The sequence below is a fragment of the Paenarthrobacter sp. YJN-5 genome (assembly GCF_015040095.1).
GTDB classification, from domain to species: Bacteria; Actinomycetota; Actinomycetes; order Actinomycetales; family Micrococcaceae; genus Arthrobacter; species Arthrobacter ureafaciens.
In genome coordinates this window covers 1,716,779-1,731,651 of record NZ_CP053544.1, presented here as the reverse complement: position 1 = coordinate 1,731,651, position 14,873 = coordinate 1,716,779, and the positions used below count along the sequence as shown (strand labels likewise).

Sequence of the window (14,873 nt, the reverse complement as noted above, 5' to 3'; positions counted from 1 at the left end):
CATTCTATGGCGGCTCGCACTAGAGTGAATTTCGTGAGTAGAGCCACGCCGTGGGACCACCCCGCAACTTCCTTGTACACAGACCATTACGAACTGACGATGCTGCAGGCGGCACTCCACTCGGGGGCCGCGCACCGCCGTTCGGTATTCGAGGCTTTCGCCCGCCGCCTCCCCGACGGACGCCGTTACGGCGTGGTCGGCGGGACCGGACGCCTGCTCGAGGGGATCGCCGATTTCAGGTTCGGGGACGCCGAGCTTGAATTCCTGGCGAAGAACAAGGTAGTCAACCCGGAAACACTGGATTACCTCGCCAACTACAAATTCAGCGGAGACATCTGGGGTTATGCGGAGGGAGACGCCTATTTCCCCAACTCCCCCATCCTGATTGTTGAATCAACATTCGCCGAAGCCTGCATCCTGGAAACCTACATCCTCTCGGTCCTCAACCACGACAGCGCCATCGCCTCGGCCGCCTCGAGGATGACCTCGGCGGCCGGGAACCGCCCGTGCATCGAGATGGGCTCCCGGCGCACCCAGGAGGAATCGGCGACGGCGGCAGCACGTGCCGCTGTCATCGCCGGCTTTGCCAGCACCTCCAACCTGGAAGCAGGCAGGCGCTACGGGATCAAGACCGTGGGCACGGCGGCCCACTCCTTCACGCTTCTTCACGACACCGAGCGGGAGGCCTTCGAGGCCCAGATCGCGGCTTTCGGCCCGGGAACATCCCTGCTGGTGGATACCTACGACGTCGAGACGGCGGTCCGCACCGCCGTCGAGCTCGCGGGCGACAAGCTGGGCGCCGTGCGCCTGGACTCCGGAGACCTTGTGGCCCAGGCCCAGTGGGTCCGGCAGTTGCTGGATGACCTGGGGAACGTCAACACCCGGATCGTGGTGACCTCCGATCTGGACGAGTACGCCATTGCCGCCCTCCAGTCCGCACCCGTGGACTCCTACGGTGTGGGCACCTCGCTGGTCACCGGTTCCGGAGCACCCACGGCCAGCATGGTCTACAAACTGGTCAGCCGCACCAACGACGCCGGCGAGTTCATTTCGGTTGCGAAAGCCGCCAAGAACAAGACCAGCGTGGGCGGACGCAAATATGCGCTGCGCAAACTCAATGAACGCGGCAAGGCAACGCAGGAGGTCGTGGGCATCGGACACCGGCCCGAGGATGACGGAAACGACCGTTCGCTCCTGCAGCAGTTCGTGAAAAACGGCGAGGTCCTCCCCGGCTGGACAGGTCCTGAAGGCGTCATCCGGGCCAAGGAGCGCCACGCCGCCAGCATGGCTGAACTGCCCGCCGTCGTGAACCGGCTGCAGCGTGGCGAAGCAGCGATCCCCACCGTGTACGAGGAGAACTGATGTCCAAGGCACTGATCATCGTCGACGTCCAGAACGACTTCTGCGAGGGCGGCTCACTGGCTGTTAATGGCGGAGCCGCAGTGGCGGCCGCCATCAGCGAATACCTTGACGCGAACCAGCAGCAGTACGACCACATTGTGGCAACGCAGGACTGGCACATCGAGCCCGGCGACCGGTCAAGTCCCGTGGAGTGGTGTAACCGTTTCGTGATCCTTCAAGGATGTGGGGGCTAGTTTTCGTTGTGATTGCAGATGCTCGCGACGAGCTCACTCACGGTGTCGGAGTACAGCCCAGGAGTGGGGGCGCTCATGCTGCGGCCCCGAGCTCGGGGAGCTCATGGTGCTGGCCGATAGTGTCGGTACCCACGAGCGTGAGGCGGCACCTCGCGAGAACGTCAAGACCGAGGTAACGACGACCCTCGGCCCATTCGTCAGACTGCTCCGCAAGAACGGCCCCGACGAGGCGGGTGATCGCGGCCCGGTTCGGGAAGATCCCCACCACATCGGTCCTGCGGCGGATCTCACGGTTCAGGCGCTCGTTCGGGTTATTCGACCAGATCTGCTGCCACACATCTTTCGGGAACGTGGTGAACGCGAGAATGTCAGCCCGGGCAGCATCGAGGTGGTCGTGCACTTCGGGGAGTTTGTCCTCGACGTAGTCCAGGAGCCGGTCGAATTGGGCCTCAACACTTTTCTGGTCGGGTTGGTCGTACACGGAATGCAGCATCGCTTTCACCGCCGGCCACATGCTCTTCGGGGTCACTGACATCAGGTTCGCAGCGTAGTGCGTGCGACACCGTTGCCACGACGTCCCAGGGAAGTTCGCGCGCATCGCTTCAACGAGGCCAGCGTGCGCGTCAGAGGTGATGAGTTTCACCCCGGTGAGGCCGCGCGCGACAAGGTCTGCGAAGAACCCGTTCCACGCCATCGTGGTCTCCGCGGTCGCCACTTGCATGCCCAGGACTTCCCGATGCCCGTCAGCGTTCACCCCGGTCGCGACGAGCACCATGGTGTTGATCACCCGCCCGCCCTCACGCACTTTCATCGTGAGTGCGTCGCACGCGACGAACGTGAACGGGCCGGCCTCACCTAACGGCCTCGTGCGAAACTCACGCACATGCTCGTCCATATCGGCGGCCATTCGGGAGACCTGCGACTTCGACAGGGAATGGATGCCAAGGGTCTTCACGAGTTTGTCCATCCGCCTCGTTGAGACGCCAGCGAGGTAGGCGTCAGCGACGACGGTGATCATCGCCGCTTCTGAGCGTTTGCGACGTTCGAGGAGCCACTCGGGGAAGTACGTGCCGGAGCGGAGCTTCGGGATCGCGACGTCTATGGTTCCGACACGCGTATCGAGTTCACGGGTGCGGTATCCGTTGCGGGAATTCACTCGGTCAGCAGAGGGCTTCCCGTACTCGGCGCCGCAGATCGCATCTGCTTCGGCTGAGAGGAGGGTGTTGATCATGGTTTGCAGCAGGGTGCGCATCAGATCCGGTGATGCGTCGCCCAGCGCGTTGGTGAGGACGGTGGCAGGGTCGACAATAGAGGGAGTGGTCATCGGTGTGACGCCTTTCGAGTGGGATGTGAGAGTTTCCTCGAAGGAAGATCCCGGTGGCCACGCTGACGTTTACTGGCCGGGATCGTTACACCACTCTACGGGGCACTACTCGGCGACCACTTCTCCGAGACTCCGGACATGGTGGACTCCTGGCCACCGCACTGCCGCGCGCGGACCAAGGGCGCCGAAATCCACGAGGACCTCGACCCCGAATTCATCCAGGCGTATTTCCGGAAGGGCCAGTACACCGCCGCGTATTCCGGATTCGAGGGAGTGCTCGCCCCGGAAGACGACGTTCCTTCCGGTGACTTGAAAGCGGGACAGGCGGTCACTGAAGTGCTGGATGAGGACGCGATCGGCCTGGATGACTGGTTGCAAAGCCACGATGTGGAAGACGTCGTGGTGGTAGGCCTGGCCACCGATTACTGCGTCCGGGCCACGGCATTGGATGCCGTGCAGGCGGGGTACAACACCACGGTCATTGCGGAGCTGACAGCGGGGATAGCCGAGGACCCGGAGGAGGTCTTCGAGGAGTTGGAAGCCGCCGGGGTCGAAGTCGAACGCCCCTGACGCTCCATCACATCCCACCCCAGCTCCCCCAGCGCTCCATCACATCCCACCCGGCATCCCCAACGCTCCATCACATCCCACCCCACCTCCCCCAACGCTCCATCACCGGCCTATCAGCTGTCAGACGACGAAACGCTCCCCTTGTTGGGGAGCGTTTCGTCTTTTTCTTGAAGGCACCAGGGAGAGAGGAAGCCCCCCAACACGTCAGGACGTGATCGAGGAAGCGCCCCAAAACGTCGGGACGTGATAGAGGAAGCCCCCCAACACGTCAGGACGTGATCGAGGAAGCGCCCCAAAACGTCGGGACGTGATAGAGGAAGCGCCCCAACACGTCAGGACGTGACAGAGGAAGCCCCCCCAACACGTCGGGACGTGATAGAGGAAGCGCCGGGCGGGCTACTTACGTCCGATGAACCAGTCCTGGAGCTTGCGCAGGCGAGCCTGAAGCTGTTCTTCGTTCGCTTGCGCCACGGCCGGGCCGCCGCACAATTCCCGCAGCTTTGTGTGCACCACGCCATGGGGGGTTCCGGTCCGCGCGGACCAGGCGGAGACATTCTTGGCCAATTCGTTCCGCAGATCCATCAGCATGCGGTGATCCGGTATGGCGGGGGCTGCTTCCGCTGCCGGCGCCTTCCGATTCCTGCGCGACTGCTGTTCGTGCTGGCGCTGGCGGAGCAGCATGCCCACCTGGTCGGCGTCGAGGAGTCCCGGGATGCCCAGGAAGTCGAGCTCCTCGTCCGAGCCGATGTCTCCCCCGGTGCCGAACTCGCCGCCGTCGAACAGGACCCGGTCAAACGAGGCCTGGGAGTCCAGGGCCTCGAACTTCCCCTTGGTGAGTTCGTCCGAGGCCTTGTCCTCACGGTTGGCCTCCGCCATGAGGTTTTCCTCAGGGTTGAAAAGGCCGTCGTCGTCCTTCTCCGGCCGGTCAAGCGCGTGGTCGCGTTCGGCCTCCATCGAGTTCGCGAGGACCATCAGCGGCGGTACGGACGGCAGGAAGACCGACGCCGTCTCGCCCCGCTTGCGGGCACGTACGAAACGACCTACTGCCTGGGCGAAAAAGAGCGGCGTGGACGTTGACGTCGCATAGACGCCCACCGCCAGGCGGGGAACGTCGACGCCTTCCGACACCATGCGGACCGCAACCATCCATCGTTGGTTTCCTGCGGAGAATTCCTCGATCTTGCTCGATGCCTTCGAGTCATCGGAAAGGATCACGGTGGGCGATTCGCCAGTGATCTTCTTCAACTGACCGGCATAGGCGCGCGCATCCTCGTGGTCCGTGGCAATGACCAGTGCACCGGCGTCGGGAACGGTCCGGCGGACCTCGCTCAAGCGTTTGTCAGCCGCAGCGAGGACAGCAGGAATCCATTCACCTGCCGGGTTCAGTGCTGTTCGCCATGCCTGGGACGTGATGTCCTTGGTGACCGCCGCTTCGCCGAGCGAGGCCGCCATCTCATCACCGGCACTGGTGCGCCAGCGCATCTGTCCCGAGTAGGCCATGAAGAGTACCGGACGCACCACGTGGTCGCGGAGTGCGTCACCGTACCCGTAGGTGTAGTCGGCCTTGGAACGCCTGATGCCGTCCCGGTCCTCCGCGTACTCAACGAACGGAATCGGGGAAGTATCCGAGCGGAAGGGCGTACCGGTCAGGGACAAGCGGCGCGCGGCCGGATCAAAGGCTTCGCGAAGCCCGTCACCCCAGGACAGCGCTTCGCCGCCGTGGTGGATCTCGTCCAGGATCACGAGCGTGCGTGCGGCTTCGGTCTTGGCCCGATGCAGCATGGGCTTGCTGGCCACTTGGGCGTAAGTCACGGCAACACCAACGAATCCGCGGCCGTGCTGGCCATCGGAATTCTTGAAGTTGGGATCAATGGCAATTCCGACACGGGCGGCGGCATCTGCCCACTGCCTCTTCAAGTGGTCGGTCGGCGCGACGATGGTCACGCGGTTGACCACACCGCTGTCGAGCAAAGTGGTGGCAATCCGCAGCGCGAAGGTCGTCTTACCGGCACCCGGCGTAGCAACGGCAAGGAAGTCCTTGGGGCTGCGGGTCATGTAGAGGTCCAAGGCCTCCTGCTGCCAGGCGCGCAGCTTCGGGGCGGTGCCCCACGCTGCGCGTTCCGGATAGGCAGGAGGCAGGGATGGGCCACCAAAAAGTGTTTCTGTCATGCGAGGTCCCCCAGGCAAATGGCAGCGCCCGGCGCTTCCGGCCTCACGGCCGGAACGGGGCGGCAAGCCGCTAAGCGGCAGTGATCAAAGAGGGCTTGGTGTGACTTCCCGGCCACTACTTGGAATCGCCCGGGCCGCCGTCATTGCCCGGACGGAGGCCTTCATAGATCTCCTTGCATTCCGGGCAGACAGGGAACTTCTTGGGATCACGCCCGGGCGTCCAGACCTTGCCGCAGAGGGCAATGACGGGCTCGCCGGTCATTGCCGACTCCATGATCTTTTCTTTCCGCACATAGTGCGCAAACCGCTCACGATCGCCGGGTTCCACTTCCTGGCGCGTTTCCTCGCGCTCAATGGTGGCAGTGGACGTTCCGGCTCCGGAAAGCTCTCGCATGGGGTCGTTCTCGAATGGATCCGGAGGAAGCGTAGTCATGCCATCCATCCTACCGGCTAAAGCCCCTGCCACTCCGGCTTGTTGTCGTAGGTGTGGCGGTAGTAATCGGCCAACTTCAGCGAGGACGCCGCGGCTTCGTCAACCAGGATGGTGGCATGGGGGTGCATCTGAAGCACGGATGCGGCACAGATCGCCGCCACCGGCCCCTCGACGAAATCCCGCACGGCCTGGGCTTTTTGGGCACCCGTTGCCACCAGGATCACATGCTTGGCGTCCATGATGGTGCCAAGGCCCTGGGTGACCACATGGTGCGGAACTTCATCGATGTTCCTGAAGAACCTTGCGTTGTCCTTACGGGTTTGCTCAATGAGGGTTTTGATACGGGTGCGCGAGGCAAGCGAGGAGCCGGGCTCGTTGAACCCGATGTGGCCGTCAGTCCCCACGCCCAATATCTGCAGATCCACGCCACCGGCTGCTTTGATGGCATCCTCGTACGCCTGGCAGGCGGCTACCAGATCCGCCGCGGTACCGTCCGGGCTGTGGACATTCTCAGGCTTGATGTTCACCCGGTTGGTGAACTCGCGCCGAATAACCTCGCGGTAAGACTCCGGGTGGCCCGCCTCAAGCCCGACGTATTCGTCCAACGCAAACCCATGGGCCTGGCTGAAGTCCAGGTTGCCGGCTTCGTAGCGTCGGGCAAGTTCGTCGTAGATGGGCAGCGGCGAAGAGCCCGTGGCCAAGCCCAGCACCGCGTTGGGCTTCCTCCTGACGAGCGCCTCGATGGCGTCGGCAGCCAAAGCGCCTATCTGTTTGGTGCCGGGGAGAATGACAACTTCCATCGTCGGGCCTTTCAACGGTTGCGGATGCTTACAAACTACTCTTGAGGATATCCCATGTCCTATAACTAATCATGGTGGTGGCGGGTTGTGACATGCGCTTACCGGTTCACGCTCAATTGCGCGAACAGTTCAGGACCACGGACGTCCAGCCATCTCCCGCCCAACCGCACACCCGTAATGAAGAGGGCGATCCCGAGCAACGGTCCTACGGCAAGGTTGATCCATCCTGCCTCCGGCCCGCCTGCGATGACTTGAACCAGTACCAATGCCAACTCGGGCAGCAGCAGGACGGTAAGGACCAGCATGCCCACGCCCTGCACCGCGAGTGTCTGGGCCACATTGCCAGGCGGCTTCTTGAACGGGCTGTCGCCGGGCAGGGGAACAGCGACGTTGTAGCGGGCAGAAATGACCGACGACAATCCGAGGCCGGTAAACAACGTTCCCACAGCGAGGCCCAGAAGGTTCGGGAGCCAGATCCAGTCTCCGGTGACGGCGATAGGGCCAATGGTGAAGACCAGGACCACGGGCAAGGAAATAACAAGGCAAGCCAGCGCGCGGCCCAGTCGGTCATCCACGCCACGGACACCGGAAGCCAGGTGCAAAGCAAAAGCCGTGTTGTCGTAGGAGACATCGGCGGAAATGGACCAAGCCATCATGAACGCCGTCAGCGGGCCGAGGATCATCAGCATGCCATAGCTGCCCGTCTGGCTTCCGCTGAAGAAGAAGATCACCGGAAGCAGCGGTATCACCACCAAGGAGCCGGCGTAACGCGGGTCCTTCAACCAGTACACCAGTGCCCTCGCGGCCACCGCTCCGGCGGGCGTGCCGGGAAGCACCCCGAACAGGCCGAGTTTGCCGCCCTTCTTTGCGGAGCCGCCGGAATACGGCGGCGTGACCAGGGCCCGCTGCAACAAGACGTGCCAGCACCACAGCAACAACGCAAGGGTGGACAGGGCAACGACCGCCTTAAGTCCTGCAGCCGCGAAGTTCCCGGCTTCCAGGTCGCCGCCAAGGGACCAGGCCGCACCCAACGGCGTCCAGGACACGGAGCGGGCTAGTGCCTGCAGGTAATCCCCACTGCCCCGGATGCCCTCCACGATCCCCATCATGATGGGCCCCAAAAGCACCAGGGGAATGAAGACGATGATGCTGCTAACGTCCTTGAACCGGCGCGAAGACGCCAGCCCGGCCGTCGCCGTCGTGACGACCTTGGACAGCACTATGCACGTCAAGGCACCCAGGAGAGCACCGATCAAGGCTCCCACGGCAGCCGGAAAACTCCGGGACCATGTCCCTACCGTGCCCAGGGCTGCCAACAGTGTTGCCAGTCCCGGTATCCCGATGAACCCGGCCAATGCCAGGCCCGCGAGCAATTGCCTTGGCGGTATGGCGTAACTGCTGAACCGCGCCGGATCCAGCGTCATGTCCGCAGCGGAAGCCACCAGCGGGATGATTCCCCAGCCGAGGATGGCCGCCGCACCTCCCAACACCACCACGGTGTGGGCAATCCCGGCATCAGCCCAGCGAAGTGCAATCAGGCCTCCGATAAGGAGCGACAGCATGCCGAGGGCATAAAGCAGGCCAAGGCCCATACCAATCAATTGAAGCGGGCTGCGTCTAAAGCCGTTCAGCAGCAGCCGCCACTTGAGCCTCAGAAGGTGCGCAACCATTCGAGCCCCTCCGTCCGGTGACCGCCACCCACAAGCTGGACAAAGCGTTCTTCCAGGGTGGAGCCTGCGCGGACCTCGTCCACGGAACCGGCAGCCAGGACCCGGCCACCGGCAACCACGGCTACGTGGCTGCACATGCGCTGCACGAGGTCCATGACGTGGCTGGAGACGATGACGGTTCCCCCGGAGGCTACGTAGCCGTCCAGGATTCCCCTGATGTTGGCCGCGGAAACAGGGTCCACGGACTCGAAGGGCTCGTCCAGGACGAGGAGCCGGGGCGCATGGATCAAGGCAGAGGCCAGCGCAATCTTCTTGGTCATGCCCGCTGAATAGTCCACCACCAGCGAACCTGCATCAGCTTGCAGGTCGAAGGCTGCCAGCAGCTCACCCACCCGGGACTTAACCACGTCCCGGTCCATACCGCGCAGCAGACCTGCGTAGGTCACCAATTGTTCGCCGGTGAGCCGGTCAAACAAGCGGACACCGTCCGGCAGCACTCCCATGAGCTTCTTGGCTTCCAAGGGACGCGCCCACACGTCCACCCCGTGTACCAGTGCGGTGCCGAAATCCGGACGGAGCAGTCCGGTGGCCATGGACAAGGTGGTGGTTTTGCCGGCCCCGTTGGGGCCAACCATTCCATAAAACGACCCGGCCGGAACTTCGAGGCTCACACCGTCGACGGCGATTTTGTCACCAAAGCGCTTGGCGAGTCCGCGGATGGACAACGCAGCTGGCTGTTGGACCCCGGGAGTTTGTGTCGCCCCGTATACCTCCTGCGGGTGGGCCGTTACCGACGGCTCCTGAGCGGGCAGGGACTGGCTGCTGTTTTTATGGTCTGGTTCCCTCATGCCTCCAGCCTAGCCGGGCACTGTCCGCCTCCGTCAGAGCTAAAAGCCGTGGCGCGGAATGGCCCGTTCGTATTGTGGAACCCACGAAATTTCGTGCCCGAGCTCGTATGCAGCGCGCAACCACCAGTGCGGGTCCCGTAGTGCAGCGCGGGCCATGAAGACGGCGTCGGCCCGCCCGTTGGCGACGATGTCTTCTGACTGGGTGGGGCTGGTCAGCAGCCCCACAGCTCCGGTGGGAACACCGGCGTCGTGCTTTACCCGCTCGGCGAAGCCGGCCTGGTAGCCGGGCACGGCCTTGATGGACTGGTGGGCAACCGCACCGCCGCTGGAAACGTCAACAAGGTCCACGCCGCGCTCTGCGGCCGCACGGGCGAGGCGGACCGAGGCCTCCACGTCGACTCCCCCGTCGGCCCAATCCGACGCGGAGATCCGCAGGAGCAACGGCATCGAATCGGGGATCACAGCCCGGACGGCGTCCACCACGGCGAGCATGAGGCGGTTGCGGCCGGCTTCGTCCCCGCCCCACGCGTCCGAGCGGGTATTGATCAGGGGGCTCTGGAACTGGTGCAGGAGGTAGCCGTGGGCGCCATGGATTTCAACGGTGTCGAAGCCGATCGACACCGCTCGTTGCGCTGCCGCTGCAAAGTCCGCCACAACGCCAAGAATTTCTTCTTCCGTCATCGCCGCCGGCGCTGCGTAGCCGTCAAAAGCATCCGCTGTGGGCCCCACCGTTGGCCAACCGCCGTCTGCAGGAGGAACGGTCCCGGATTTCCCGGAGAAGGGCCAGTAGGTAGAGGCCTTCCGCCCGGCGTGGGCCAGCTGTGCGCCGACCTTGCAGTCCACGGCCCCGTGGGCATGGACAAACCCGACGATGCGCTCCCACGCGGCCGCCTGTTCGTCAGAGTACAGGCCGGCATCGCGCGGGCTGATCCGTCCGGCGGGGTTGACCGCTGCCGCCTCGCTCATGATCAGGGCCGCACCTCCGGCCGCAAAGGAACCAAGATGCATCAGGTGCCAGTCGTTGGGCACCCCCTCCCCCGTCTCCGGCAGGCAGCTGTACTGGCACATGGGAGAAACCCAGCCGCGATGCGCGATGGTGAGCGAACGCAGCTGGAGCGGGCTGAACAGCGCGGAGGGCACTAGAACAACACCCTCGCCAACCCTTGCCGCGCCTTGGCAACACGTTCGTCGGAAACACCCACTACCTCGAACAGCTCAAGGAGCCGAACACGGGCTGCTTCCCTTTCCTGGCCAAAGTTCCGGCCGATGAAGGCAATGATGCGGTTGAAGCCGTCCTCGACGTGCCCGCCGGACACATCCAGATCGGCGACGCCCAACTGCGCGTGGACGTTATCCGGCTCCTGTGCGGCAAGTTCCCTGAGGCTTTCGGCATCTGCCGCGCTCAGTTTTTCCAGTCGAGCCATCAGCTCGACCTGGGCCAGGCCCGCCTTCGCATCAGCATCGGCCGGTTGTTCGAGGAGCGCCTGCTTGTAGGCGGCGGCTGCACCGGCGTAGTCGCCGGCTTCAATCGCGTGGATGGCGGCTTGGTGCAGCGGCGGAAGGGGTTCCGGCTCTGCTTCAGCACCCTGGGTGCCGTCGCCGATGCTTCCGGTCACGCCGTTGGCGGCTGCCACTTGGAGGAGTTCCTCCACGAGGCTCTTGATTTGGGCGTCGTCGGCAGGCCCTTGGAAGAGGGGAACCGGCTGGCCTTTGACCACGGCAACGGCCGTGGGAACGGCCTGTACCTGAAATGCCTGGGCAAGCTGCGGGAAGGTGTCTACGTCCGCAGCAGCGAGGACCAGCCTGCCCCCGAAGCTTTCCACGACGCGCTGCGCTGCGGCAAGCACGCCGGGCGAATCGGCCGCGTACCGCGACCACAGAAGGAAGAGCACAGGCACCTGGGCGGACAGCTGCACCAGGTCCTGGAAATTTGTTTCCGTGGCGTCGACGCGCAGCGACGGGCCTCCGGCTGCAGCTTCTCCGTTGTCCGTGGGCTCCGGAGAGGCGGCCGCGACAGGCGGCTGCGGCGGTGCGGGAGGCCGGCGCAACGACGAGAGGTCGACGGCGCCACGAAGGTTAAGCTGACTGGCAGCGGCTGGAGTGGGACGGTATCCGGGCGAACTCATACCGACCACTCTAGCCGCTGCCATGCCGTGGGAAGGCTACTTGAAGCTGGCTCCCACGAGGCCGCGGGTCGCAGCCACGAGCTTCATCGGATCCGAGGAACCGGCCGGCGGAATGTAGACCGCCACCGACTCTGCGAAGTTCAGCGACATGCCCGTCGTGGTTTCCTTGCCACCGGCAAAGACGGCTGAATCGTCTTCAAGGATCAGCTTGTCACCGGCGGCCTTGGGAGTTCCCTCGAAGGAGAAGTCCAGGCGGCCGACTACCAGGGCACCGCCGTCGGCCGTGCGAAGCACTACCGTCTGGTTGGTGACCGGGGTGTGGGTGAATTTGAAGTTGGCGCTGGTGCCGTTCTTGACCGTCTCCGCCTGGTACGTCAGGGCACCGGCGATGTACGGCGAGGACTGCCCGTCAGCAAGCTTGCTGCGGTTGGGCGAGTCCGGCGTGGTCAGCATCTCACCAAGGATGCCCAAAGCTTCGTTGCCGCTGTAGGCAAGGCCTGTCTTGTCATCGGCAGCGGCAGGGGCGGTTCCTTCACGGGGCACCGGGAAGGAGGGGAAGTTGGTGCCGGGCTGAAGGGGAGCCGTTCCCCACAGCTTGTAGTTCTCGCGCGGCGAGAGCTGGACCACGGTCAGCACCTGCGGGACCACGTTGCCGTCGCCCTGGGTCAGTGCGAAGACCGTACGCGGCCAGTCGCGCTTGGTGCTGATAACGCTGCTTTGCAGCTTGGTGGCGCGGACAGGCATGCGTGCCTCGTAGGCCGAAACCGCGGAACGGATCTTGTAGTTGGCCGTGCGGACCTGGAGTTCCATCTTGTCCACGCGCGGTGCCAGCTTGGCGGCGTCCTTGGCGGCATCCGCTGCATCCACAGTGCTGGCCACCTGCTCGAGGATGCGCTGGAGCTGGGACTCGAGCATGACGGGTTGCGCGTCGCCGCCTTCGGCCGCCGGTGCGCTCGGGGAACCCGGGTTCGATGCCGGCACGGCCTGCGCCGCGACAGCCGTTCCGCCCACCAGCGTGGCCACGAGGGCGCCGGCAACGGCAGTGATACGGAGGGCGGACCCTTCTGTACCTGGCGTACGACGGCGGTCGGCGCTGTCTGCGGGCGACTGCACCGGAAGGGCGGTGGTCTCTCCGCCATCACGGGGGGCGTCGTCGTCGTTGTCCTTGCGGCGTGCGGCCAGTGCCCTGGCGACAAACGGCAGTGCCGCGCCGACAAGGATGATGATGATGCCCAGGACGATGAGCGGAACAGCCCACGGTGTGGTGGCGTTGTTCGGGAACGTCATGGAGATCGACGACGGCGCGGGCTTGGTTCCGTCGCTGGCTACCAGCAGCGACCACTCGCCGCCGGCCGGCGGGTTCCACGTGTAGTCAAGCTCGCCGCTGCCTTCTTCGGTGTTGACCCAAAGATCCGAACCTACCGGGGTGGGGGCCGTAGCCTCGCCATCCTCCGCGGTGACTTCCAGCGACTTCTGGTCCTGCGATACCCCGGTGAGGGTGTTGTGGGCAGTTTCGCCCACCCAGGCTTCGACGTCGTCGGGCCGTCCCGTGGCGACGATGAAGTTTCCTTCACCTTGGATCTTGATCTTCACCGGACCCTCGTGGAGGGCAATCAACTTCTGGTCGATTACCGTCAACGGGGCAGCTTTTGTGTCACTGGGTACCGAGGCCGTCACGGTCTCGGAGGGGGCCCAGAAAGTCAGCTGGCCAATGCCGGCCAGCATCGTCAGCAGGCCCAGCAGCACCAGCGTGGCTGCAGTCTTCAAACGCACAGGATCACCTATCATCAGCGGTCGTTGAACTTCAAGGGTAACCGTTTTGTTATCAAAGAGTCAGATCGGGCCTCGGGCCCGGACACACCCGAATCCCCGTAACGGCGCTGTCAAAGCGCAAATACAGGCTCCTGATAGTGTGGCGATCATCATGGTACCCGGGCTGCTTTTAGGCCCGGAAATGCCGCCGAGATGACATAACCGTCGTTACAGAGCAAAGGAACCCGACCCGCGTGAAAGACCACTTGGACCCCCGGCCCGTCGACGGATCCGGTACGCCCGGCGTGGACGCCCCCGCCGAGGGGACCTCCGTGACGGTCCCGGTGCGGACGGGACGCTGGGCGGCTTTGGGCCGTAGGCTGCGCCAGCCCATACCCGGCGCCCGGACGCGGGTCCGGTTCGAAATGCCGCCTGAGGACGAATCCGATGACTACGCGGAGCGCTTAAAGGGAGAGGACGAAGGCAACTTCGGGGCCCCCGGCCCCAGGATGTCCTCGCAGCATCCCTTGTACGTCGGGTTCATGGGTACTGCCGGCGTCGGGGTCGCATTGCTGGTGTACTACATCGCCAGCAATACGACGCAGTTGTTGTTGTGGATCGTCACCGCACTGTTCATAGCCCTGGGGCTCGACCCCGTGGTGCGCTGGCTCGAATCCCGCAAGATTCCCCGCCCTGCCGGAATCCTCATTTCGGTATCCGTGCTGGTCCTCGCCGTCGCAGGTTTCTTCGCCACCTTGATCCCCACCATCGTGGGCCAGGTATCGGAAATTGTGCGCCAGGCTCCCGACTGGATCCGCGATTTCCTCAACTCCGACTTCTTCCGGACGGTGGACAACCAGTTTGGCCTCCGGGAGAGGATCACCACGGAACTGGACAAGTTCGGCCAAAACTCCGAAGCCGTCGGCGGAATCTTTGGCGGCGTAGTGGGCTTCGGCTCGTCCGTGGCCAACGGCCTGTTCGGCACGCTGATCGTCCTGGTGCTCAGCCTCTACTTCCTGGCCGCGCTTCCCTCCATGAAGAGGTGGGCCTACCGCCTGGCACCGCGTTCACGCCGGCCCAGGGTCGAAGCCCTGTCGGAGGCCATCACCGATTCCGTGGGCAACTACGTCATAGGCCAGGCCTGCGTCGCACTCCTGAATGCACTGTTCGCGTTCATCGTGATGACTATCCTGGGCATCCCCTTCAGCGTCCTGCTGGCCTTTGTGGTGGCGTTGCTGGCGTTCATTCCGCTGGTCGGCGGCATGATCGCCGCCGTCGTGGTCATCCTGGTGGCACTCACCGCCGGATGGCAGACGGCCGTGATTTACGCGATCGCCTACTTTGCCTACCTGCAGTTCGAGGCGTACTTCATCTCCCCGCGCATCATGCAGCGGGCGGTAGCCGTGCCGGGAGCCGTTGCGGTGATCTCCGTCATCGCCGGCGGCAGCCTCCTGGGCGTCCTGGGCGCCCTGATCGCCATCCCGACAGCGGCGGCCATCATGCTGCTGATCAAGGAAGTGTTCATCGTCCGGCAAGACCGGCACTGACGGACACTATCCCTGCGCTACCGGGCCTAGCCCTGTGCT

General features: G+C 64.2%; 11 protein-coding genes and 2 pseudogenes. 4 read left to right on the top strand and 9 right to left on the bottom strand.

Going from position 1 to position 14,873, the window contains the following annotated elements; genetic code table 11:
- The first annotated feature begins 6 nt into the window (after positions 1 to 6).
- Together HMI59_RS08225 and HMI59_RS08220 are read left to right on the top strand one after the other, a co-directional pair.
- On the top strand, positions 7 to 1,362 hold the full coding sequence (locus tag HMI59_RS08225) for a nicotinate phosphoribosyltransferase (protein WP_276562164.1): 1,356 nt from the start codon (positions 7 to 9) through the stop codon (positions 1,360 to 1,362).
- Positions 1,362 to 1,544 (top strand): annotated as a pseudogene (locus tag HMI59_RS08220) (nicotinamidase); the annotation flags it as partial. The gene HMI59_RS08225 and the pseudogene HMI59_RS08220, both read left to right, overlap by 1 nt.
- A 124-nt stretch (positions 1,545 to 1,668) precedes the next feature.
- Here the strand turns inward: HMI59_RS08220 and HMI59_RS08215 are convergent.
- Entirely contained in the window at positions 1,669 to 2,919 is a 1,251-nt protein-coding gene (locus tag HMI59_RS08215; protein WP_193591830.1) for an IS256 family transposase, read from the bottom strand.
- Positions 2,920 to 3,030: 111 nt separating this feature from the next.
- On the opposite strand from HMI59_RS08215, the pseudogene HMI59_RS08210 reads away from it, so the two are divergent.
- Positions 3,031 to 3,489, top strand: a pseudogene (locus HMI59_RS08210) (isochorismatase family protein); the annotation flags it as partial.
- Between the two features lie 396 nt (positions 3,490 to 3,885).
- On the opposite strand, the gene HMI59_RS08205 reads toward HMI59_RS08210, so the two are convergent.
- The 8 genes from HMI59_RS08205 to HMI59_RS08170 form a co-directional block, all read right to left on the bottom strand.
- Positions 3,886 to 5,658, bottom strand: a complete 1,773-nt coding sequence (locus HMI59_RS08205; RefSeq protein ID WP_071416313.1) for a DEAD/DEAH box helicase — start codon at positions 5,656 to 5,658, stop codon at positions 3,886 to 3,888.
- Between the two features lie 115 nt (positions 5,659 to 5,773).
- Positions 5,774 to 6,100, bottom strand: coding sequence for a DUF3039 domain-containing protein (locus HMI59_RS08200; protein WP_031216063.1), 327 nt, complete (start codon positions 6,098 to 6,100; stop codon positions 5,774 to 5,776).
- 8 nt (positions 6,101 to 6,108) lie between these two features.
- Positions 6,109 to 6,891: a glucosamine-6-phosphate deaminase gene (nagB, locus tag HMI59_RS08195; protein WP_062097151.1), complete on the bottom strand. Its 783-nt coding sequence runs from the start codon at positions 6,889 to 6,891 to the stop codon at positions 6,109 to 6,111.
- A 98-nt stretch (positions 6,892 to 6,989) separates the two neighbouring features.
- A complete protein-coding gene (locus tag HMI59_RS08190; protein ID WP_071416311.1) occupies positions 6,990 to 8,561 on the bottom strand; it encodes a transporter in 1,572 nt (523 codons plus the stop codon).
- Positions 8,543 to 9,409 carry an ABC transporter ATP-binding protein gene (locus HMI59_RS08185; RefSeq protein WP_227471574.1) on the bottom strand — a complete coding sequence of 289 codons (867 nt, stop codon included), beginning with the start codon at positions 9,407 to 9,409 and terminating at the stop codon, positions 8,543 to 8,545. The genes HMI59_RS08190 and HMI59_RS08185 overlap by 19 nt, the downstream gene beginning before the upstream one ends.
- Positions 9,410 to 9,448: 39 nt before the next feature.
- On the bottom strand, positions 9,449 to 10,549 hold the full coding sequence (locus HMI59_RS08180) for an NADH:flavin oxidoreductase/NADH oxidase (protein ID WP_071416310.1): 1,101 nt from the start codon (positions 10,547 to 10,549) through the stop codon (positions 9,449 to 9,451).
- Positions 10,549 to 11,535: a tetratricopeptide repeat protein gene (locus HMI59_RS08175; RefSeq protein ID WP_166183259.1), complete on the bottom strand. Its 987-nt coding sequence runs from the start codon at positions 11,533 to 11,535 to the stop codon at positions 10,549 to 10,551. The genes HMI59_RS08180 and HMI59_RS08175 overlap by 1 nt, the downstream gene beginning before the upstream one ends.
- Positions 11,536 to 11,571: 36 nt before the next feature.
- Positions 11,572 to 13,323 carry a hypothetical protein gene (locus HMI59_RS08170; RefSeq protein WP_193593325.1) on the bottom strand — a complete coding sequence of 584 codons (1,752 nt, stop codon included), beginning with the start codon at positions 13,321 to 13,323 and terminating at the stop codon, positions 11,572 to 11,574.
- 218 nt (positions 13,324 to 13,541) lie between these two features.
- Between HMI59_RS08170 and HMI59_RS08165 the strand changes: the two genes are divergently transcribed.
- Complete coding sequence (locus HMI59_RS08165; RefSeq protein WP_021470984.1) at positions 13,542 to 14,834, top strand: AI-2E family transporter; 1,293 nt, start codon at positions 13,542 to 13,544, stop codon at positions 14,832 to 14,834.
- Positions 14,835 to 14,873: the final 39 nt, after the last annotated feature.

Bases quoted from the DNA above. Each gene is read 5' to 3' on its own strand.
- HMI59_RS08225 (WP_276562164.1), top strand. From the start codon at position 7: ATGGCGGCTCGCACTAGAGTGAATTTCGTGAGTAGAGCCACGCCGTGG.
- HMI59_RS08215 (WP_193591830.1), bottom strand. From the start codon at position 2,919: ATGACCACTCCCTCTATTGTCGACCCTGCCACCGTCCTCACCAACGCG.
- HMI59_RS08205 (WP_071416313.1), bottom strand. From the start codon at position 5,658: ATGACAGAAACACTTTTTGGTGGCCCATCCCTGCCTCCTGCCTATCCG.
- HMI59_RS08200 (WP_031216063.1), bottom strand. From the start codon at position 6,100: ATGGATGGCATGACTACGCTTCCTCCGGATCCATTCGAGAACGACCCC.
- nagB (WP_062097151.1), bottom strand. From the start codon at position 6,891: ATGGAAGTTGTCATTCTCCCCGGCACCAAACAGATAGGCGCTTTGGCT.
- HMI59_RS08190 (WP_071416311.1), bottom strand. From the start codon at position 8,561: ATGGTTGCGCACCTTCTGAGGCTCAAGTGGCGGCTGCTGCTGAACGGC.
- HMI59_RS08185 (WP_227471574.1), bottom strand. From the start codon at position 9,409: ATGAGGGAACCAGACCATAAAAACAGCAGCCAGTCCCTGCCCGCTCAG.
- HMI59_RS08175 (WP_166183259.1), bottom strand. From the start codon at position 11,535: ATGAGTTCGCCCGGATACCGTCCCACTCCAGCCGCTGCCAGTCAGCTT.
- HMI59_RS08170 (WP_193593325.1), bottom strand. From the start codon at position 13,323: ATGATAGGTGATCCTGTGCGTTTGAAGACTGCAGCCACGCTGGTGCTG.